This window comes from Novosphingobium fuchskuhlense (assembly GCF_001519075.1).
Taxonomy (GTDB): domain Bacteria; phylum Pseudomonadota; class Alphaproteobacteria; order Sphingomonadales; family Sphingomonadaceae; genus Novosphingobium; species Novosphingobium fuchskuhlense.
Genome location: NZ_KQ954244.1, coordinates 801,522 through 820,744, shown reverse-complemented (window position 1 = coordinate 820,744; position 19,223 = coordinate 801,522). Strand labels below are relative to the sequence as shown.

The following is a 19,223-nucleotide window of genomic DNA, read 5'->3' as shown; positions in this document are numbered from 1 at the left end:
ATGAAGAGCTTCACGGCTTGGGATCCGGCAGCGGTGGCGGCACGACTTCGGTCGCGCCCGGGACATGATCCTTTTTCCACTGCATCGCCATGCGCACCCGCGTCTGGCCCGAGGGGTGATCGAAAAACAGCATTTCCTCGAGCGGGCCCGGCGCAATCTTTCGATAGGCCGAAAGCCGCATCGCGGCACTGGCAAACCCGTCAGGCTCGCGCGCCGCGGCCAGCCCGAAGGCATCGGCCTCGCTTTCGTCGATCCGGATGAGCGTGTTGGTCAGCGGCATCGCCAGCAACGTGAGCACGCTCAGCACCCCCGCCAGAACCGGCAGCGAGGCCGGATCGGCCAGCCCGCGGACATCCCAGCGCTGCCCGCCATAGCGGATCATCGCCGGCGCGATGCGTGAGGCCAGCCAGAGCAGCAGCCCCATCAGCAGCGTCAGCACCACGATCGTCCGCCACACGTGCCCCAGCACATAGTGGCCCAGCTCATGTCCCATCACCGCCGCGGTTTCCGCGACGCTGGTTTTCTTGAGCAGGTTGTCGTTGAGCGAGATGCGGATCGTGGGACCGATGCCCGAAACATTAGCCGAAATCCTGTCAGACTGGCGGGACTCGTCGACGAGATAGATATGCTCCGACGGCACGTTGTAGGCTCTCGCCATCGCCACCACCCGCGCCCGCACCGCCCCGTCCGGCAGTTCGGACTGGGTGTTGAAAAGCGGCACGATGAACACCGGCGTGATCAGCGCGAGGAACGCGATCGCCGCGCCGACCACCCCGGTCCCGATCAGCCACCAATGTTTCGGATACTTGCGGATCACCGCGTAGATCACCAGCAGCAGCACGCTCCCCAGTACCGCGCCGAGGACGAAGCCGATCGCCTGATCGCCCAGCCAGGCCAGGACCGACTGATTCATCAGCCCATACTGCCGCTCGCGCCAATACGCGGTGTAGAATGTCCACGGCAGGCTCAGCAACGAATCAGCGGCAATGAAGACCAGCGCGCAGGCGAGCACGCCCAGCCACGGCCGCCACCCGCGCCGGTGCATCGCGCCGCGCACCTTCGGCAGCAGCCGCACGCGCAGAAGGAACCAGCAGAGCGCGACCGAAAATACGGTGTTCCACAACGCCAGCCACTCTCCGCCTTCGAAGTAGGCGTCGGACCGCGCCCGTGCCGGCGCGCTCAGCGTCGCCAGCCAGAGCCGGGTTGCATGGTCTACGTCAAACGCGGCGGCGGCGTGGGCAAGACCCGGCAAGGCCCCCAGCAGCCCGAGCGTAGCAAACAGAAACAATCTCATCTGCGGCATGGTGTGCGACCCTGTCCCCTTGCCAACTACCGAGGCGCATGGGTGCGAGCCGCTCGCCGCCGCGTCAAGCGCTCTTGCGGGGAACATTTTTGGACCTGCGGATTTTGCGCTTCCCCGCGGGCGCAGGCTCCCTACATTGGGGCCATGACTGATCTGTCCAGCACGCCCGCCGTCCCCGCCCCCGTGATCCACCGCGCGGACTACCGCCCTCCCGAATGGCTCGTGCCGGAAATCGCGCTCGATTTCGCGCTCTCCCTCACCGCCACCCACGTGCGCGCCGATCTGGAGGTCCAGCGCGTCGGCACAGCGTCCGGTCCCCTGCGGCTCGATGGCGACGGGATTGCGGCAAAGTCCGTTCTGATCGACGGCACTGCGCACAACGATTGGTACATGGACGGCGACAGCCTCATCATCGACCTGCCCGGCGAACGGCACACGGTGACCATCGAGACCGAGATCAACCCCGCTGCCAACACCCAGCTCTCGGGCCTCTACGCCTCGGGCGGCATGCTCTGCACCCAGTGCGAGGCGGAAGGCTTTCGCCGCATCACCTTCTTCCCCGACCGGCCCGACGTTCTCAGCCGGTACACGGTGCGGATGACGGGCGAGAAGGCGGCCTTCCCTGTTCTTCTCTCCAACGGCAATCCGGTCGCGTCGGGCGACAACGCCGACGGCACACATTGGGCCGAATGGCACGATCCCTGGCCCAAGCCGTCCTATCTCTTTGCACTCGTCGCGGGCGATCTTGTCGCCTCGCGTGACAGCTTCACCACCCGCTCGGGCCGCCGTGTGGACCTTGCCATCTACGTCCGCGCCGGAGACGAGACGCGCACCGGGCATGCCATGAAGGCGCTGATCGATTCGATGCGCTGGGACGAGGACGTCTATGGCCGCGAGTACGACCTCGACTTGTTCAACATCGTCGCCGTCGCCGATTTCAACGCGGGCGCGATGGAAAACAAGGGCCTCAACGTCTTCAACACGCGCTACATTCTGGCGGACCCGGAAACCGCAACCGATGGCGACTATGACGCCATCGAAGGCGTCGTCGCGCACGAATATTTCCACAACTGGTCAGGCAACCGTGTCACCTGCCGCGACTGGTTCCAGCTGAGCCTCAAGGAAGGCTTCACCGTGCTTCGCGACCAGCAGTTCAGCGCCGACATGGGCTCTGCCCCGGTCAAGCGGATCGAGGATGTCCGCATCCTGCGCGCTGCCCAGTTCCCCGAGGATTCAGGCCCCCTCGCGCACCCGATCCGCCCCGATGCCTATCAGGAAATCAGCAACTTCTACACTGCGACCGTCTACAATAAGGGCGCCGAGGTGATCCGCATGATGACCGTGCTGGCGGGCCCCGAACGCTTCCGCCGCGGCACCGATCTCTACTTCGACCGCCACGATGGCGAGGCGGCGACCTGCGAGGATTTCGTCCGCGCGATCGAGGACGGCGCGGAGCTCGATTTGGGGCAATTCCGCCGCTGGTACGAGCAGGCCGGCACGCCCCGCGTCACCGCCACGCTCACCCACGCGGGCGATACCGCCACGCTCGTGCTCAGCCAGACCGTGCCCGCCACTCCCGGCCAGCCGGACAAGCAGCCGATGGTCATCCCGCTGCGCACCGCGCTGTTCGACCGCGCGACGGGCCAGCACCGTGGCGAGCAACTCCTTGTCCTCACCGAACCCGAACAGACCTTCACCTTCCCCGGCTTTACCGCGCCGCCTGTCCTCTCGATCAATCGCGGCTTCTCCGCCCCCGTCGCCATCGACCTGCCCATGGAGACCGCCGATCTCGTCTTCCTCGCCGCGCATGACGATGATCCCTTCGCGCGCTACGAAGCGATGCAGCAACTCATGGTGCGCCACCTCGTTGCCGCTGTCTCGGGGGACCTCCCCGACGAAGCGCGCGGCGAAGGCCTTGCCGCGATCCGCGATGTCTATGCCTCGGTGCTTGCCGATGCCGCGCTCGATGATCTCATGCGCGGCGAACTGCTGATCCTCCCCGGCGAGGGCTATATCGCCGAGCAGCTCGCCCAGGCGGACCCATCGCGCATCCATGCCGAGCGCGAGGCGCTCAAGCGCTGGCTCGGCAGCCAACTTGCCGGCCCGTGGCAAGCGCTCCACGACCGCTGCACCGCCGTGCCCTATAGCCTCGAGGCCGCAGCCCGCGGCGCGCGCAAATTGAAGACTCAGGCGCTCGTCTACCTCGCCGCCAGCGATCCGGTCGAAGCAGCGCGCCGCGCCAAGGCGCAGTACGATGCGGCGGACAACATGACCGACCGGCAGGGCGCGCTCATGGTCCTCGCCGGAATCGGCACAGCGGAATGCGACGAAGCTCGCCGCGCGGCGCTCGCGGATTTCCACGCGCGCTTTGCCGGCAATGCGCTGGTGATCGACAAGTGGTTCTCGATCCAGGCCAGCGCACTCCACCCCGATACGCTCGCGCACGTGACCGCGCTGGCCGCGCACCCTGATTTCACCCTGACGAACCCCAACCGCGTGCGCGCGCTCTACATGGCCTTCGCCGCCAATCCGCAGGCGTTCCATGCGGCGGATGGCGCGGGTTACCGGATGATCGCCGATCTCATCCTCAAGCTCGATCCGATCAACGGCAATGTCGCGGCGCGCTTTGTCCCTCCGCTGGGCCGCTGGCGCCGCATCGAGCCGACACGCGCCGCGCTGATGCGCGCCGAACTCGAACGCATCGCCGCCGCTCCCGGCCTCTCGCGCGATGTGCGCGAGCAAGTGAGCAAGAGCCTGGAAGGATGAGCGAACCGGTCGAAGCCCTGACCCATCCGGCGCTCGCCGGGGCTGCGCACGGCTTCCTTGGCCGGCGCGGCGGGGTGAGCACCGGCCTCCACGCCGGGCTCAATGTCAGCTACAGCGAGGACGATCCCGCTCATACCGCGGAAAACCGCCGCCGCGCAGGCGAAGCGGTGCTGCCGGGCGCGCAGCTACTTACCTGCTACCAGGTCCATTCGCCCGATGTGGTGACAGTCTCCGCGCCGTGGGGGGATGCCGATCGGCCCAGGGCCGACGCGCTCGTCACGAACGTGCCCGGCCTGCTCCTCGGCGTGCTCACCGCCGATTGCGCACCGGTCCTGTTCCATGATGCGCAAGCGGGCGTGATCGGTGCCGCCCATGCCGGCTGGAAGGGCGCCATCGGCGGCGTGACCGACCGCACGGTCGCCGCGATGGAGGCCCTCGGCGCGGACCGCGCGCGCATCGCGGCCGTTGTCGGTCCTTGCATCGCGCAAAAAAGCTACGAGGTGGACGCCGCCTTCGAAGCATGCTTCACGGACGAAGGTGCAGAAAACGCCCGCTTTTTCCGCGCCGGCCGCGCCGGGCACACATGGTTCGATCTCGAAGGCTATGTCGCCGCCCGCCTTGCCGGCTTCGGCGTCGGCACCGTCGCCATGCTGGGCGAGGACACCTATTCGCAGGCGAACCGCTTCTATTCGTTCCGCCGCTCCACCCATGCCGGTGAGGCAGGCTACGGGCGCCAGATCTCGCTCATCGGATTGCGCTGATCCTCAAGCGCCCCTTCGTCGCTCCAGCCCCTTGGTCGATATCGCCCCCTGCGTCATTCCCGCGAAGGCGGGAAATCAGCGCGACATACGCCACCTCAGGAACCGGGCTCAGAGCACCCCAAGCGCCCGCAAATCCGCTTCCAGCGCCCCGGCGCCCCGCGTGAAGTGATGGACCTGCCAGCCCAGCGCCCCGGCACTGGCGATATTGGCGGCGTTGTCATCGATGAACAGCATCCGCTCCGGCGCATGGCCAAAGCGCCGTGCGGCCAGGTGGAAGATCGCCGGATCGGGCTTGGCAAGGCGTTCGACCCCGCTCACCACGATATCACGCATATGGTCCAGCACCGGGAAGGTCGGGCGAAACATCGCCCAGGTGTCCGCGCCGAAATTGGTGATCGAAAACTGCGGCACACCTTTCGCCGCCAGCGCTTCGATCAGCGCCGGGGTGCCCTCGATCGGGCCGGGGATCGTCTCCAGCCAGCGCGGAGCATAGGCCTCGATCAGCGCGCGGTGCTCGGGAAACTCAGCCACTTTCTCGGCGATCAGGTCCGCCAGCGGTTCACCGGCATCGTGTCGGAAGTGCCACGGCACCGTGGTGACATGCGCCAGGAACCACTCGAGTTCGGCCGAATCGGAGATCAGCTTCTCGTAGAGATGGCGGATCGACCACTGCACCAGCACATGGCCGATGTCCCAGACCACCGCATCGACGTCAGCGCTCACGTTCTGGTTTCCTTCCGCACAAACAAAAGCGCCCCCGCAATCGCGGAGGCCCTCTGCCGGTTCGAGACCGTAGATCACGCTTGCTCCGCTAAAGCGGGGCGCGTGCATCAACAGATTGATTACCCTTGGCGCGCCTTGAAGCGCTTCTGGGTCTTGTTGATGACGTAGGTGCGGCCGCGACGACGGATCACGCGGTTGTCCCGGTGGCGATCCTTGAGCGACTTCAGGCTGTTGCGAATCTTCATGACGAATCCTTATGCCCGAGCCGACCGGGCCGAAATTGGAACGCGGCGGTTATGCGCGGAGACCGGGAAAGTCAACTCTCCCCGCGGATCTCGGTCAGTTTCCTTTCCCACGCCAGCGCGTGGCTCACGATCACATCCAGATCGGCATAGCGCGGCACCCACGGCAAGGTCGCCTTGATCCGCCGGTTGTCGGAAATCAGCGAATCGGGATCACCCGCGCGGCGCCCTTCCAGTTTGCGCACGATCTTGTTGTTGGTCACCCGGTCCACCGCATCGAGCACTTCGAGCACCGAGAAGCCCCGGCCATAGCCGCAGTTCATCGTCAGCGAGCGCCCGGGCTCTTCGATCAGCGCTTCCAGCGCCAGAACGTGCGCAGCGGCCAGATCCGATACGTGGATATAGTCGCGCACCCCGGTCCCGTCCGGCGTATCGTAATCGGTACCGAATACACCGACATGGCTGCGCTTGCCGAGCGCGGCTTCCACCGCGACCTTGATCAGGTGCGTCGCCCCGGCGGTCGATTGCCCGGTGCGCGCGTCAGGGTCCGCGCCAGCCACATTGAAATAGCGCAGCGCGCAATAGTTGATCGGATGCGCCCGCGCGGTGTCGGCCAGCATCGTCTCGGTCATCAGCTTCGACATGCCGTAGGGATTGATCGGTGCCTTCGGGCTGTCCTCCGTTACCGGCGAGACTTCCGGAATCCCATAAGTCGCCGCGGTCGAGGAAAAGATGAAGTGCGAAACACCTGCCTCCACCGCCGCCGCGATCAGCGCGCGGCTCTTGGCGGTGTTGTTGTGATAGTACTTGAGCGGGTTCTCGACCGAGTCCGGCACGATGATCGAGCCGGCAAAATGCATCACCGCGCCGATCTTCTGCTCGGCAAAGATCCGCGCCAGCAGCGCGCCATCCTCGATATCGCCTTCGTAGAGCGGCACGCCGTCGGGAATCGCGAAGCGGAAGCCCGTCGTCAGGTTGTCGATCACAGCGACCGGCCAGCCCGCATCCTTCAGCGCCAGCACGGCGTGGCTGCCGATGTAGCCGGCACCGCCGGTAACGAGAACGGGAACCTTGCCCATGCGAATCACACTCCTACGTAAATGCCGAAGGTGCAGTAGCAGGCTCGTTCCGCGTTGGAATCGACAAACGATCCGTTCATGAGCAAGACTTTCAGCGGCAGCGCGTTCGTCACCAGGGGCGTTCATCGCCAAGACAGGGCGCTAGACCTACGCTTGCCGTAATATCCCTCCGAAAGGCCTGCCATGAAGTTCACTCCCGTCCTGTTGTCCGCGCTTCTCGTCTGCAGCGCGGGGCCCGTCCTTGCGCAGGGCATGCCCGGCGAAGGGCGCTGGGGCGGTGGCTGGCAGGGCGAAGGCGGGCTTCAGGACCCCGATCCGCGCTACCCGTCACCCCGTCAGAACGCCCAGCCTTCGAAGAAGATCGACGTCACAGCCTGGCGCACCGCCGATGCCGGGGCGCTGCTCGGCAAGGGCCGCATCGTGGTCAGCCGCATGGCCAGCGATGCCGGAGACAACGACGACGACAAGCTCCCGGTCTACGAAGCCGCCGTGGTCGACGAGCTGGCGCGGCGCGGCTATGATACCGCCGTCGGGAGCATCGGGGCGCTTGAGCCGGGGCAGATCGCCGAAATCGGCGTGAGCCACAGCGTGGCCGTGCCCGAGGAAGCCCCGCGCAAGAAGGTCAGCGGCGCCATGAGCACCACCGTCAGCAATCGCGGCAGCGGCTTCGGCCTCGCGCTCGCGGTCGATCTGACCAAGCCGGCCAAGGCAATCATCGCCACCAGGCTCGATCTGCGCATCCGCGACAAGGCCACGGGCCGCGTTCTCTGGGAAGGCCGCGCCGAAGGCGAGGCACGGGAGGAAGACGGCGGGATCAACAACAGCCAGATGGCTGCGCGGCTTGCCACGGCGCTGCTCAGGAAGTTTCCCGACGGCCAGGTCGTCCAGCCGCTCGCGGCGGTGACGCCGTGAAGGCCCGCCTGTTGCTGGCCGCGCTGGCGCTGGTCGCCGCCCCGGCCCTCGCCGCTCCGGTCGAAGTCACCCGCTTCCATACGCCCGAATCCATCACCGCACTCGGTCGCGGCGCCATCGCCGTGGTTGCCGCCCCGGGCATGGATGCCGCCAGCCTCGAAACGAACACCTGGCTCCGGGCGGTCGAGGCAGAACTGTCAGCGCTGCGGTTCGGTACCGCGACGCCCGGCGCTGCCGATGCCACCGCGGAAGTGCGCGTGGAACGCGAAGTCCAGCGCACCGAACGCCAGCGCGGCCCGGTTTCGGTCGGTGTCGGCGGTTCTACCGGCGGGTGGAACAGCGGCTTCGGCCTCGGCCTGGGCTTCAGTCTCGGCGGCGGCCCGAAAACGCGCGTCATCACGCGGCTCGTCGTCACCATCCGCAGCCGCGCAACCGGGCTCTCGCTGTGGGAAGGCCGGGCAGACAATACCGAACGCGAGAAATCGAAGGCCGCCAGCGTCGATCAGGCCGCGCCGCGCCTCGCCCATGCGCTGTTCTCGGGCTTCCCCGGAACCTCGGGGGCGACTATCACGGTGAAATGAGCAAGGACGCAATAAGCATCGACGCAGGCTTTGACAGCGGCAATATCGAGGTTCTGGACATCGCGGGCGCCACCGCCCGTCTCGCCATCCGGCGCGACAACGCGTCCGAATTCTTCCAGTGGTTCCATTTTCGCGTCAGCGGCTGCGCCGGCCGCGCCCTGGAATTGAAGCTCACCGGCCTCGCCTCCGCGGCCTATCCCGATGGCTGGGTCGGCTACCGTGCCTGCTTCTCGGAAGACCGCGACACCTGGTACCGCGCAGAGACGCACTATGACGCGGCGGTGGACGGCGGCACCATGACGATTCGCCACACCCCGCAGGCCGGCACCTGCTCGTTCGCCTATTTCGCGCCCTATTCGATGGAGCGGCACCACGATCTCGTAGCCGAGATTGCCGCTTCGGAGGGCGTCACCCATCGCGTGCTCGGCACCAGCCTCGATGGCCAGCCGATCGATTGCCTCTCGCTGGGCGAGGGCGCCAAGCAGGTCTGGCTGATCGCCCGCCAGCACCCCGGCGAATCGATGGCCGAATGGTGGATGGAAGGCGCGCTCGACATGCTGACCGATCCCGCCGATCCGCATGCACGCAAGCTCCGCCAGCTCTGCCGCTTCCATGTGGTGCCCAATTGCAATCCTGATGGCTCGCGCCGCGGGCACTTGCGCACCAACGCGGTCGGCGTGAACCTCAACCGCGAATGGCACGAACCCAGCGCCGAGCGTTCGCCCGAAGTCCTCGCGATCCGGGGTGCGATGGACGAGACCGGTGTCCACTTCGCGATCGACGTGCACGGCGACGAGGCGATCCCGGCCGTGTTCTTCGCCGGCTTCGAGGGCATACCCGGCTGGACCGAAGCGCAAGGTGAGGCCTATCGCCGCTACCGCGCGATCCTGGAGCGGCGCACGCCCGATTTCCAGACGAAGCGCGGCTATCCCGTGGCGCGGCCCGGCAGGGCCAATCTGGCGATGGCCACCAACCAGATCGCCGAGCGCTTCGGCGCGGTGGCGATGACGCTCGAAATGCCGTTCAAGGACAACGACGACCTGCCCGATCCGGCGCAGGGCTGGAGCCCTGAACGGAGCAAGCTGCTCGCCCGCGAATGTCTCGCCGCACTGCTGGAATGGCTGGACTGAGCGCCCGGAGCGCTCTTAACGGATTGTAAGGCAATCAGCGCGCATGGTCTCGCAATGGCCCGCGCACTTGCCCTTGCTGCTGCTTCTGCTCCCGCCGCCTCGCTGGCGGAAGTGCTGCGTTCGGCAATCGTGTTCGGCTCGGCCTTTGCGCTGATTCTTGCCGGCCGCGCCTTCCCGCTGTTCTGAGCGCGGCAAGCCTTCTCCCCATCTGACGTCCCGACCGGCGGCCTGCAGGGCTGCTTGCTGGCTTGTTTGCGCTATGCACCATATCGCGAAAGATTCGCATTATCAAACTTGAATGTGCGAATGACTCGCAATAGAGAACTTCTTGAGAATGCCTCTCAAGAAGGATTTGCCCGTGAAAACGCTCGCCGCCCTGCTGCTCGCTTCCAGCGCCCTCCTGCCGATTGCAGCGCAGGCCGAGGCCCTGCCTATGGCAGCGGAAGCGGGCGATGCCGGCGAAACGGCCGACCATCATCCCATCGTGGTGACAGGACAGGTTGATAGCTACGGTGCCGCCACCGCGAATGGCACCAAGGCCCCCACTCCGCTGATCGACGTGCCGCAGTCGGTCACCGTGCTCACGCGCGAACAGCTCGATGATCAGGGCGTCACCCAACTTGGCGATGCGCTGCGCTATGTCCCCGGCGTGGTCCTCGCGCAGGGCGAGGGCAACCGCGACCAGATCGTCCTGCGCGGCCAGAACACCACGGCGGACTTTTTCCTGAACGGCCTGCGCGACGACACGCAGTACTACCGTTCGCTCTACAACATCGACCACGTTGAAGTTCTGCGCGGTGCCAATGCGCTGCTGTTCGGGCGTGGCGGCGGCGGCGGCGTGATCAACCGGGTCCGCAAGACGCCCTCGCTGTCGGGTGAAAGCCTCGGTGCCAGCGCTGCGGCTGGCACCTTCGGCGATTTCGCACTCGCCGCCGATCTCAATGCTCCGCTGTCACAGACCGTTGGCGCGCGGCTCAACGGCACGTACGAGGAGTTCGACAACCACCGGCAGGACTTCCACGGCCGCTTCATCGGCGTGAACCCAACGCTCGCCTTCGCGCCCTCCGCCGATACGCGGGTCGACTTGTCTTACAACTACGACGACGACCGCCGCACTGCCGATCGCGGCGTCGCCTCGCTCGGCGGCAAGCCCCTCGTAGGCTACCGCGACACCTTCTTCGGCCGCAAGGACACCAATATCGCGGCGGTGAAGGCCCATATCGTCGAGGCCCGGCTCACGCAGCAGCTCGCGGACAGCCTGACCCTCACCGTCGCGGGCCAGTACAGCCACACCGACAAGTACTATGCCAACATCTTCGCCGGCGCCGCAGTCAACCCGGCCGACAACACTGTCTCGCTCAGTGCCTACAACAGCACCGTCCGGCGTGAGAGCTGGATCGGGCAGGCAAACCTGGCCTGGCAGGGCAGGACCGGCCCCATCGGCCACACCGTGATCGCCGGGATTGAGGGCGGCGATCAGGCGACCGATGCCGCCCGCTCCGAGGGCGTGTTCCCCGGCGGCAAGGCCTCGGCCACCGTGACACTGGCGAACCGGCTCGACATTCCCGCGATCACGTTCGGCGCGCCCAGCCGCTCGACACACGCCAAGGTCACCACTCTCTCGGCCTATGTGCAGGACCAGATCGAGCTCGCCCCGTTCCTCCAGATCGTCGGCGGCGTGCGCTACGACAGCTTCAAGATCGCGGCCGACAACCTGCTCACCGATACCAGCGCCGGGCGTACCGACCGCAAGTGGTCGCCCCGTGCCGGCGTGATCGTGAAGCCCCGCGCGAACGTCTCGCTCTATGGCAGCTACACGAAGAGCTTCCTCCCCCAGTCCGGCGATCAGTTCAGCGCGCTCGATGCCGTGCAGGCAACGCTTGCGCCGGAGGAATTCCGCAACCTCGAAGTCGGCGCCAAGTGGGACGTGACCCCCGCGCTCGCCCTTGCCGCCGCGGCCTACCGGCTGGACCGCGAGAACTCGCGCTTCAACGATCCCGTCACCGGCCTGCCGCAGCTTTCGGGCAAGACCCGCACGCGCGGGATCGAACTTTCCGCCACCGGCCGGATTCTCCCCCAGTGGCAGGTCAGCCTCGGCTATGCGCTCCAGGACGGCAAGGTCCGCTCGAGCACGACCGCCGCGCCCGCCGGCCGCTCGCTGGCGCTGCTCCCCGAAAGCCAGATCTCGCTGTGGACCCGCTACGACATCGACGCAAAGCTCGGCCTCGGTCTCGGCGTGACGCACCAGTCCTCGGCCTACGCCACGGTCAGCAACAGCGTGACGCTACCGGCCTGGACCCGCGTCGATACGGCGGTGTTCTACACGCTCTCGAAGGCCGTCTCGGTCCAGCTCAATGTCAACAACCTGCTGAACGAGCAGTACTTCCCCAACGCCCACACCGACAACAACATCACCACCGCCCAGCCCCGCAGCGCCCGGCTTTCCGTGCGGATGGCGTTCTAGGGTCAGATCAAAGCCCCGGTGTCGTCGCGGTCGGCGGGACCGGCAGCGGCGCGCCGGGCTCCATGCCCCGCGCGATCCGCCCTGCCCGCTGGATCGTGCGCACAAGCCGCGGATAGACCCCGCAGCGGCAGATATTGGTGATCGCCGCCTTGATGTCTGCCTCGGTTGGATCGGCATTGTGCGCGAGCAGCGCAGCGGCAGCCATCACGAGACCGGGCGTGCAGAACCCGCACTGGATCGCCTGCTCGGCGACGAAAGCCTGCTGCACCGGATGGTTGCGGTCGGCGGCGAGGCCCTCGATCGTGGTGACAGACCGCCCTTCAGCCTCGCCCAGCGACAGCGTGCAGCTCGGCATGGCCTGCCCGTCGACAATGACCATGCAGGCGCCGCATTCGCCGGTACCGCAGCCATATTTGGTGCCCGTCAGATTGGCGGCATCGCGCAGCGCCCAGAGCAGCGGCGTATCTGCCTCCAGCTTGATCTCGATCGGCTGGTTGTTGACGGTGAGGATGGCCATGGCCGGACCGGACTAGCGCGAGGCGGTCAGAGTGCAAGGGGTCGGGCCGGCAAGGGCCTCAATCCCGCCAGGAACGGTCGATCTGGTCGATCCGCCGCACCCAGGCGTTGAAATCGCCAACGCCGGGACCGCCGCCCGGCGGATTGGCCAAGTTGAGATCGCGCTGGTGCACGTTGATCACGTCCTGCGAAATCATGATCGGCGGACGGCCCATCGACAGCGTCGCCATCTGGATTTCGCACGCCCGCTGCAGCGCCCACTGCTGCACGAACATCGCCTGAAGGTTCTTGGCCATGACCACCGGACCATGGTTGCGCAGCATGAGGATGTTCTTGTCGGCGAGGTTCGCCAGCAGCCGCTCGCCTTCCTCGGCGCGGACGGTGATGCCCTCGAAATCGTGGTACGCCAGTCGGCCCATGAAGTTGCAGGCATAGAAGTTGATCGGCATCAGCCCTTCCTCGAGGCTGCACACCGCCATCGTCGCCGTCGTGTGGACGTGGCAGATGGCGTGGGCCCAATCGAGGTGGCGGTGGAAATAGCCATGCTGGGTGAAGCCGGCGAGGTTCACCGGGTGCGGATTGTCATCCAGCTTGTTGCCGTCGATGTCGATCTTGACGAGGTTGCTGGCCGTCACCTCGGAATAGAGCAGCCCGAACGGATTGATGAGGAACGCGCCTTCCTGGTCCGGCACCCGCAGCGAGATGTGGTTGTAGACCGATTCGGACCAGCCCAGCAGGTCGAAGATGCGGTAGCAGGCGGCCAGTTCCAGCCGCGCCTGCCACTCGGCATCGCTGCAATGGATGTTGGGACGGATCTGGGTGGCCATCGCGTACTCTCCCGCTATGCTCGCATCTGTTATGTGCAATCTCTATCGCATGACCAGCAACGCGCAAGCCATCGCGGCGCTTTTCCGGGCCGATGTCGCGGGGCGCAACCTGCCCGCGCTCGACGAGATCTACCCCGATGCCGAAGCGCCGGTCGTGGTGAACGGCAGTGCCACGCGGCAGCTCGCCATGATGCGCTGGGGCTGGCCCCCGTTTGGCGATGTGAAGCGCCCGATCACCAACGTGCGCAACCTTGCCTCGCCGATGTGGCGCAGCGCGCTGGCGGATCCGGCGCAGCGGTGCCTCGTCCCCGTTACCGCCTTTTCCGAATGGTCCGCCGCGCCCGACCCGGTGACGGGCCGCAAACGCAAGCACTGGTTCGACATCGCGCACGACCCGCTGTTCGCCTTTGCAGGCTTGTGGCGCCACACCGAAAACGGCCCCCGCTTCGCCTTCCTCACCTGCGCCCCGAACACGACGGTGGGCCGCATCCACCCCAAGGCTATGCCCGTGCTCCTGCGTCCCGGTGAGCCGTGCGACCGCTGGCTAAGCGTGAACGGCGTGGACGCGGCCGCCATGCAGCTGCCGCTGGACGACGCGCTGATGCGCGAGATCACCGAACCGGCACCCGGGGCGCGCCAGGCTTCGCTGTTCTGACAAGCCGTCTGGACATTGCGGGAAACGAACCACACACTCGCGGGGAGATCGGTGTTGATCAAAGGGGGCAGCATGGCACGGCGTTTGAAGCTCGGACTCGCTGGATTGGCGGCAGTTGCCGCGCTGGCGGGCCACCCGGCGGCAGCGTCCGAAAAGGCGGACCGGGCCAACGTTGCCGCCGCGATCCGCGCCGATCATGACGCGGCGGTGGAGCGCCTGCGCGCCTGGATCAAGCTGCCCACGATCGCGAACATGGGTTTGAACCACAAGGAAGGCGCCGAATACATGCGCCAGCTGGCGCTCGATGCCGGCTTCCAGGTGGCCAAGGTGATCCCGACCGACGGTGTACCGGGTGTCTTCGCCACGCTCGATGCCGGCGCCAGGACCACGCTTGCAATCTACTTCATGTACGACGTGAAGCACTATGATCCCAAGGAGTGGTCCTCCCCGCCGCTCGAGGGCCGCATGGTTGACCGCCCGGGCGAGGGCAGGGTCATCGTCGGGCGCGGCGCGGTCAACCAGAAGGGCCCGGAAACCGCGTTCCTCACTGCCCTGAAAGCCTTCAAGGCCTCGGGCATCAAGCTGCCGGTCAATCTCGTGCTGGTGGCAGAAGGCGAGGAAGAAATCGCCTCGCCGCACTTCCCGCAGGTCATCAGCAATCCGGAAGTCCTCGCCGCGATGAAGAAGGCGGTGGGCGTGATCATTCCCAGCGCCGGCCAGTCGGTCGATGGGCAAGTGACGCTCGAACTCGGCGCAAAGGGCGCGGTCGAACTGCAGCTCATTTCCAGCGGCGAGAAATGGGGCAAGGGCCCGACCAAAGACATCCATTCCAGCCTCATGGCCAATGTCGATAGCCCGGCCTGGCACCTCATCAAGGCGCTGAACACGCTTGTTGGCGACGACGGCCATACGCCTGCCATCGATGGCTGGTTCGAGAACGTGAAACCGCTCACCGAGCGCCAGAAGCAGCTGATCGCAGCCGATGTCGCCGCCGGCAACGAGGCGGACGAGAAGAAGAGCCTCGGCATCAAGCAGTGGTATGCCGGTGAGGACTACCTTACCGCGGCTTACCGCCTCGCCTCGCAGCCCACCGTCAATATCCAGGGATTGGTGAGCGGCTACATGGGCCCGGGCGGCAAGACCGTCCTGCCGGGCCGAGCCGAGGCCAAGATCGACCTCAGGCTGGTGCCGGACATGACCAAGGACGAGGCCGTCACGAAGCTCAAGGCCCACCTCGCCAAGCGCGGTTTTGGCGATATCGAAGTCAACGTGAGCGGCGGCTACGGCCCGACCCAGACCGATGAAAACAGCGCGCTGATCAAGGCGGAGCAGGCCACGCTGGCCGCAGCGAAGATCTCGCAGACCATGTCGGCGCGGTCCGCCGGCAGCTGGCCGGGCGTGATCTTCACCGGCCCACCGCTGAGCCTGCCGGCAGGCTCGTTCGGCGCAGGCCGCGGCGGCGGTGCGCATGCGCCCGACGAGTGGTTCCTGATTGACAGCACCAACCCCAAGGAGCTCGGCTTCGACCAGCAGGCCGGCCTTTTTGCCGACTTCCTCTACGAAGTCGCGCGGAGCGGGAAAGCCAAGCCCTGAGGGGCGGACGTGATCGGCGGACTAGCCCACCGCGATATTGTCGATCAGCCGCGCCTTGCCGATATGCGCCGCAACCAGCAGGCGCGCGGGGTGTTCGCCCAGGGCAGTGAGCGCTTCCAGCGTCGCCGCATCGCGCAGATCGGCGTAGTCGATGCTGCGGAAACCTGCGGCCAGCACCGCACTCTGCAGCCCCGCGAGAGCCTCGGCAACGTTCTCGCCCGCCACGATCTTCGCCGCAGCCTCGCGCATCGCCCGATGCAGTGCCGGAGCGGCAACGCGCTCGTCCACTGTCAGGTACTTGTTGCGGCTGCTCATAGCGAGGCCGTCCGCCTCGCGGACTGTCGGCACACCAAGAATGCAGTCCGCATGTGGCTCGATGAGATCTAGATCGCGCGCCATGCGGCGGATGATCGCGAGCTGTTGCCAATCCTTCTCGCCGAACAGCGCGATGTGGGGCCTTACCTGGTTGAACAGCTTGGCGACAACCGTCGCGACACCGTCAAAATGCCCGGGCCGCGCCGCGCCGCAGAGTATCGTGTCCAGTCCGCCTACCTGGACAGTGGTCGCATAGCCTGACGGATAGACCGCCTCTACCGTCGGCGCCCACAACACATCGACGCCTTCCGCTTCCAGCAGCGCGGCATCGGCCGCGAGCTGGCGGGGATAGGTCGCAAGGTCCTCGTTGGGGCCGAACTGCCGCGGATTGACGAAGATCGACACCACCACGTGATCCGCCCGGGCCTTCGCTTCGCGCACCAGGGTGAGGTGGCCTTTGTGCAGCGCCCCCATCGTGGGCACGAGCGCAAGCGTGCGGTGCGGGGAATTGTCCCCCGATTTCAGCGCGGCAAGCGCGATGCGCAGCGGTTCCAGAGCAGTCAGGATTTGCACGCGCCTCGGCTCTCCAGTAATCCCCAAGATGGGGAACGCGCCCTCTAGCCCTGCGCCCTGCCCGGCGGCAAGGGGGCCCGCCACTCATAGAAAGGATGATCGCGTGCCCGCCGCTCCCTATCGAATCGTATTCGCCAACGAAAAGGGAGGCACCGGCAAGTCGACCACGGCGGTCCATGTCGCCATTGCGCTCGCCTATCAGGGTGCCCGCGTCGCCGCGATCGACCTCGATGCGCGCCAACGCACGATGCACCGCTATTTCGAGAACCGCGCGGAAACCATGCGCCGCCGCGGCATCGCGCTGCCCACCGCCACTTTCGAGGTCTATGACGGCAGCAGCACCGAAGAACTCGACGCGCGGGCCGAAAAACTCGGTGCCGACCACGATTTCCTCGTCTTCGACACCCCCGGCCGCGACGATCCGCTCGCCCGCCACGTCGCCACGCAGGCCGATACGCTCGTCACCCCGCTCAACGACAGCTTCGTCGATTTCGACCTGATTGGCCAGGTCGATGCCGAAACCTTCAAGGTCCGCCGCCTCTCGTTCTATGCCGAACTGATCTGGGAAGCCCGCAAGAAGCGCGCGATGGCGACGATCAAGGAAGCCAGAAAAGAGATGGATTGGGTCGTCGTGCGCAACCGCACCGGCTACACCGAGGCACGCAACCAGAAGCGCATCGACCAGGCTTTGATCGAGCTTTCGAAGCGTGTCGGGTTCCGCATCGCCAGCGGCCTTTCCGAACGCGTGATCTATCGCGAGCTGTTCCCGAGCGGGCTCACCCTGCTCGACAAGGGCCACCTTGGCGAACTCGGCACCAGCCACCTTGTCGCCCGGCAGGAACTGCGCACCCTTGTCGCGGGCCTCGCGCTCAAGATCCCCGAGCGCGGCCAGATCAGCATGGAAGCGGTACTGTGAAGTTCCTGTTCCTCGCGGCGCTTGCGTGCCTCGCGATCAAGATGCTGGCAGGGCGCTGGCCGTGGGAACTGTGGGGCACAAACGCCCGCGATGCCGCCGAGCGGCGCGCCCGCAACCTCCTCGGCCTTCGCGCCGATGCGGGCTATGACGAAATCATCGACGCTCATCGCCGCCTGCTGATGAAAGTTCATCCGGATCGCGGTGGCACCGCCGATGCGGTGCACGAGGCGAATGCCGCACGCGATCTGCTGCTGGCGCGCATCGACCATCGCTGAGCCGATGTGCGGCGATGGTCTTCCGTCCGGTGATGGCCGCAAGGACCCCGGGGGATCGAAGACCGCGATCGCACCGAGCGGGCAGCACCGCGCAGCAGCTCCTGCTCACATCGCAAGGCATGGCCGCCTGAAAACCCGGCGCGACATCTCTCGGCCCGGGATCCCCACCCGCCTGCTTCAAGGCACGCCGAAGGTGGCGTCCTGATGGTACACCAGTTCCATCCCGGCATTCTGCGTGAATACGATATCCGAGGAACCTGCGGCAAAACGCTCGAGCCCGAGGATGCCTATGCCCTTGGCCGCAGCTTCGCGACCCGGGTTGTGCGGGCGGGACGATCCAAAGTCGCCGTCGGCTTCGATGGCCGGATCAGCTCCCCGATCCTTGAGGAAGCACTGGTCGCCGGTCTTTGCGCGAGCGGCGCCGATGTGCTCAGGATTGGCCTCGGCCCCACGCCGATGCTCTATTATGCAGTCGCCTCACTGCCACAAGTGCAGGATGGCATTCAGATAACTGGCAGCCACAATCCCCCCGATCAGAATGGCTTCAAGATGGTATTTCACGGGGGTCCGTTCTTCGGTCCAGACATACTCGATCTCGGCCGCCTCGCCTCCCGGGGGGATTGGGCGCAGGGAGACGGGACGGCCGAGCCCATCAACATCATGGATGCTTACGTCGATCGACTGCTCGCCGGGCTGGAGGGTATCGCGCCGGACGCCGTTGAGCGCCTCGGCATGGCCTGGGATACCGGAAACGGTGCCGCGGGCCCGATCGTCGAGCGGCTCGTTGCCGGATTGCCCGGACGCCATGTCCTGCTGCACACGCCTGTCGATGGAACGTTTCCCAGCCATCATCCCGATCCTTCCGTTGACGCCAACCTCGCCGATCTGCGGCGGGCCGTCGCGCTGGGACGGCTCGACTTCGGACTGGCATTCGATGGCGACGGGGACAGGCTGGGCGTGGTGGACGGCGAAGGCCGCGCGCTGGCGGGTGATCAGCTCCTGATGCTGTTCGCCGAGGACGTGCTGAAAAGGCAGGCGGGAGCGACAGTTATCGCCGATATCAAGACCAGCGGCGCGCTGTTCGAGCGCGTCCGGGCGCTGGGCGGAACGGCACTGATGTGGAAGACAGGGCACAGCCACATCAAATCCAAAATGAAGGAGACTGGCGCCCTGCTCGGCGGCGAAGTGACGGGCCACGTCTTCCTTGCCGATGATTACTACGGGTTCGACGATGCGCTCTATGCCGCCGTGAGGCTGATCGCGGCGGTCGTCCGGCTCGGCCGGCCGGTTTCCGCGCTGCTTGATGCGCTGCCCGCCATGGTCACCACTCCTGAACTGCGCTTTCCCGTCGCCGAGGCAGACAAGTTCGCTGTGATCAACGCCGTTCGCGCACGGCTCGAATCCGCCGGGGCCGACATGGTGGCGATCGACGGTGTGCGGGTGACAACCCCGGACGGATGGTGGCTGCTGCGGGCTTCCAACACGGAGGCGATGCTCACGGCCCGCGCCGAAAGCGACAGCGCGCAGGGCCTCGCCCGGCTGCTCGATGCCCTCGACGCGCAATTGGCGGCCTCCGGCATAAGGCGCTAGGG

At 66.4% G+C, this 19,223-nt stretch carries 19 protein-coding genes; 12 read left to right on the top strand and 7 right to left on the bottom strand.

The genetic code is table 11. The annotated features are described in order from the left end of the window. Nucleotides 1-10 precede the first annotated feature (10 nt). Complete coding sequence (locus tag AQZ52_RS03655) at nucleotides 11-1,303, bottom strand: M48 family metallopeptidase (protein WP_082697533.1); 1,293 nt, start codon at nucleotides 1,301-1,303, stop codon at nucleotides 11-13. Between the two features lie 144 nt (nucleotides 1,304-1,447). Here AQZ52_RS03655 and pepN point away from each other — a divergent pair, with 144 nt between their 5' ends. Continuing rightward, entirely contained in the window at nucleotides 1,448-4,069 is a 2,622-nt protein-coding gene (pepN, locus tag AQZ52_RS03650) for an aminopeptidase N (RefSeq protein ID WP_067906540.1), read from the top strand. Then, nucleotides 4,066-4,830, top strand: coding sequence for a peptidoglycan editing factor PgeF (gene pgeF, locus AQZ52_RS03645; protein ID WP_067906539.1), 765 nt, complete (start codon nucleotides 4,066-4,068; stop codon nucleotides 4,828-4,830). Before pepN ends, pgeF begins: the two co-directional genes overlap by 4 nt. Before the next feature lie 108 nt (nucleotides 4,831-4,938). Here pgeF and AQZ52_RS03640 read toward each other — a convergent pair whose 3' ends face one another. From AQZ52_RS03640 to galE, 3 genes are all read right to left on the bottom strand, one after another. Then, nucleotides 4,939-5,553, bottom strand: coding sequence for an HAD family hydrolase (locus tag AQZ52_RS03640; RefSeq protein WP_067909377.1), 615 nt, complete (start codon nucleotides 5,551-5,553; stop codon nucleotides 4,939-4,941). 119 nt (nucleotides 5,554-5,672) lie between these two features. Then, on the bottom strand, nucleotides 5,673-5,798 hold the full coding sequence (ykgO, locus tag AQZ52_RS03635; RefSeq protein ID WP_054122357.1) for a type B 50S ribosomal protein L36: 126 nt from the start codon (nucleotides 5,796-5,798) through the stop codon (nucleotides 5,673-5,675). A 71-nt stretch (nucleotides 5,799-5,869) separates the two neighbouring features. Next, a complete protein-coding gene (gene galE / locus AQZ52_RS03630) occupies nucleotides 5,870-6,874 on the bottom strand; it encodes a UDP-glucose 4-epimerase GalE (RefSeq protein WP_067906538.1) in 1,005 nt (334 codons plus the stop codon). Between the two features lie 183 nt (nucleotides 6,875-7,057). On the opposite strand from galE, the gene AQZ52_RS03625 reads away from it, so the two are divergent. From AQZ52_RS03625 to AQZ52_RS03610, 5 genes are all read left to right on the top strand, one after another. After that, nucleotides 7,058-7,786, top strand: a complete 729-nt coding sequence (locus tag AQZ52_RS03625) for a DUF4136 domain-containing protein (RefSeq protein ID WP_067906537.1) — start codon at nucleotides 7,058-7,060, stop codon at nucleotides 7,784-7,786. Then, nucleotides 7,783-8,367, top strand: coding sequence for a DUF4136 domain-containing protein (locus tag AQZ52_RS03620; protein WP_067906536.1), 585 nt, complete (start codon nucleotides 7,783-7,785; stop codon nucleotides 8,365-8,367). Before AQZ52_RS03625 ends, AQZ52_RS03620 begins: the two co-directional genes overlap by 4 nt. Beyond that, complete coding sequence (locus AQZ52_RS03615) at nucleotides 8,364-9,497, top strand: M14 family metallopeptidase (protein WP_067906535.1); 1,134 nt, start codon at nucleotides 8,364-8,366, stop codon at nucleotides 9,495-9,497. The genes AQZ52_RS03620 and AQZ52_RS03615 overlap by 4 nt, the downstream gene beginning before the upstream one ends. A 54-nt stretch (nucleotides 9,498-9,551) precedes the next feature. Next, nucleotides 9,552-9,683, top strand: coding sequence for a hypothetical protein (locus tag AQZ52_RS19195; protein ID WP_276203262.1), 132 nt, complete (start codon nucleotides 9,552-9,554; stop codon nucleotides 9,681-9,683). A gap of 172 nt (nucleotides 9,684-9,855) precedes the next feature. Beyond that, complete coding sequence (locus AQZ52_RS03610) at nucleotides 9,856-11,961, top strand: TonB-dependent receptor (protein WP_240481438.1); 2,106 nt, start codon at nucleotides 9,856-9,858, stop codon at nucleotides 11,959-11,961. A 7-nt stretch (nucleotides 11,962-11,968) separates the two neighbouring features. On the opposite strand, the gene AQZ52_RS03605 is transcribed toward AQZ52_RS03610, so the two are convergent. Then, the gene (locus tag AQZ52_RS03605; protein ID WP_067906533.1) at nucleotides 11,969-12,478 is read right to left on the bottom strand and encodes a (2Fe-2S)-binding protein; all 510 of its coding nucleotides are present in this window, start codon (nucleotides 12,476-12,478) and stop codon (nucleotides 11,969-11,971) included. A 58-nt stretch (nucleotides 12,479-12,536) separates the two neighbouring features. After that, complete coding sequence (locus AQZ52_RS03600) at nucleotides 12,537-13,304, bottom strand: class II aldolase/adducin family protein (RefSeq protein ID WP_067906532.1); 768 nt, start codon at nucleotides 13,302-13,304, stop codon at nucleotides 12,537-12,539. On the opposite strand from AQZ52_RS03600, the gene AQZ52_RS03595 reads away from it, so the two are divergent. Further along, nucleotides 13,279-13,959, top strand: coding sequence for an SOS response-associated peptidase (locus AQZ52_RS03595; protein ID WP_338045474.1), 681 nt, complete (start codon nucleotides 13,279-13,281; stop codon nucleotides 13,957-13,959). The genes AQZ52_RS03600 and AQZ52_RS03595 overlap by 26 nt on opposite strands. 72 nt (nucleotides 13,960-14,031) lie before the next feature. Further along, nucleotides 14,032-15,552, top strand: a complete 1,521-nt coding sequence (locus tag AQZ52_RS03590; RefSeq protein WP_067906530.1) for a M20/M25/M40 family metallo-hydrolase — start codon at nucleotides 14,032-14,034, stop codon at nucleotides 15,550-15,552. A gap of 21 nt (nucleotides 15,553-15,573) precedes the next feature. Here AQZ52_RS03590 and panC read toward each other — a convergent pair whose 3' ends face one another. Next, nucleotides 15,574-16,440, bottom strand: coding sequence for a pantoate--beta-alanine ligase (panC, locus tag AQZ52_RS03585; RefSeq protein ID WP_082697530.1), 867 nt, complete (start codon nucleotides 16,438-16,440; stop codon nucleotides 15,574-15,576). 103 nt (nucleotides 16,441-16,543) lie between these two features. Here panC and AQZ52_RS03580 point away from each other — a divergent pair, with 103 nt between their 5' ends. The 3 genes from AQZ52_RS03580 to pgmG all read left to right on the top strand — a co-directional run bounded on the left by AQZ52_RS03580 (nucleotide 16,544) and on the right by pgmG (nucleotide 19,221). Continuing rightward, complete coding sequence (locus AQZ52_RS03580) at nucleotides 16,544-17,356, top strand: division plane positioning ATPase MipZ (protein ID WP_067906529.1); 813 nt, start codon at nucleotides 16,544-16,546, stop codon at nucleotides 17,354-17,356. Next, nucleotides 17,353-17,631 carry a J domain-containing protein gene (locus AQZ52_RS03575; RefSeq protein WP_240481437.1) on the top strand — a complete coding sequence of 93 codons (279 nt, stop codon included), beginning with the start codon at nucleotides 17,353-17,355 and terminating at the stop codon, nucleotides 17,629-17,631. The genes AQZ52_RS03580 and AQZ52_RS03575 overlap by 4 nt, the downstream gene beginning before the upstream one ends. Nucleotides 17,632-17,835: 204 nt before the next feature. Further along, the gene (gene pgmG, locus AQZ52_RS03570; RefSeq protein ID WP_067906528.1) at nucleotides 17,836-19,221 is read left to right on the top strand and encodes a phosphoglucomutase/phosphomannomutase PgmG; all 1,386 of its coding nucleotides are present in this window, start codon (nucleotides 17,836-17,838) and stop codon (nucleotides 19,219-19,221) included. The last annotated feature ends 2 nt before the right edge of the window (nucleotides 19,222-19,223 follow it).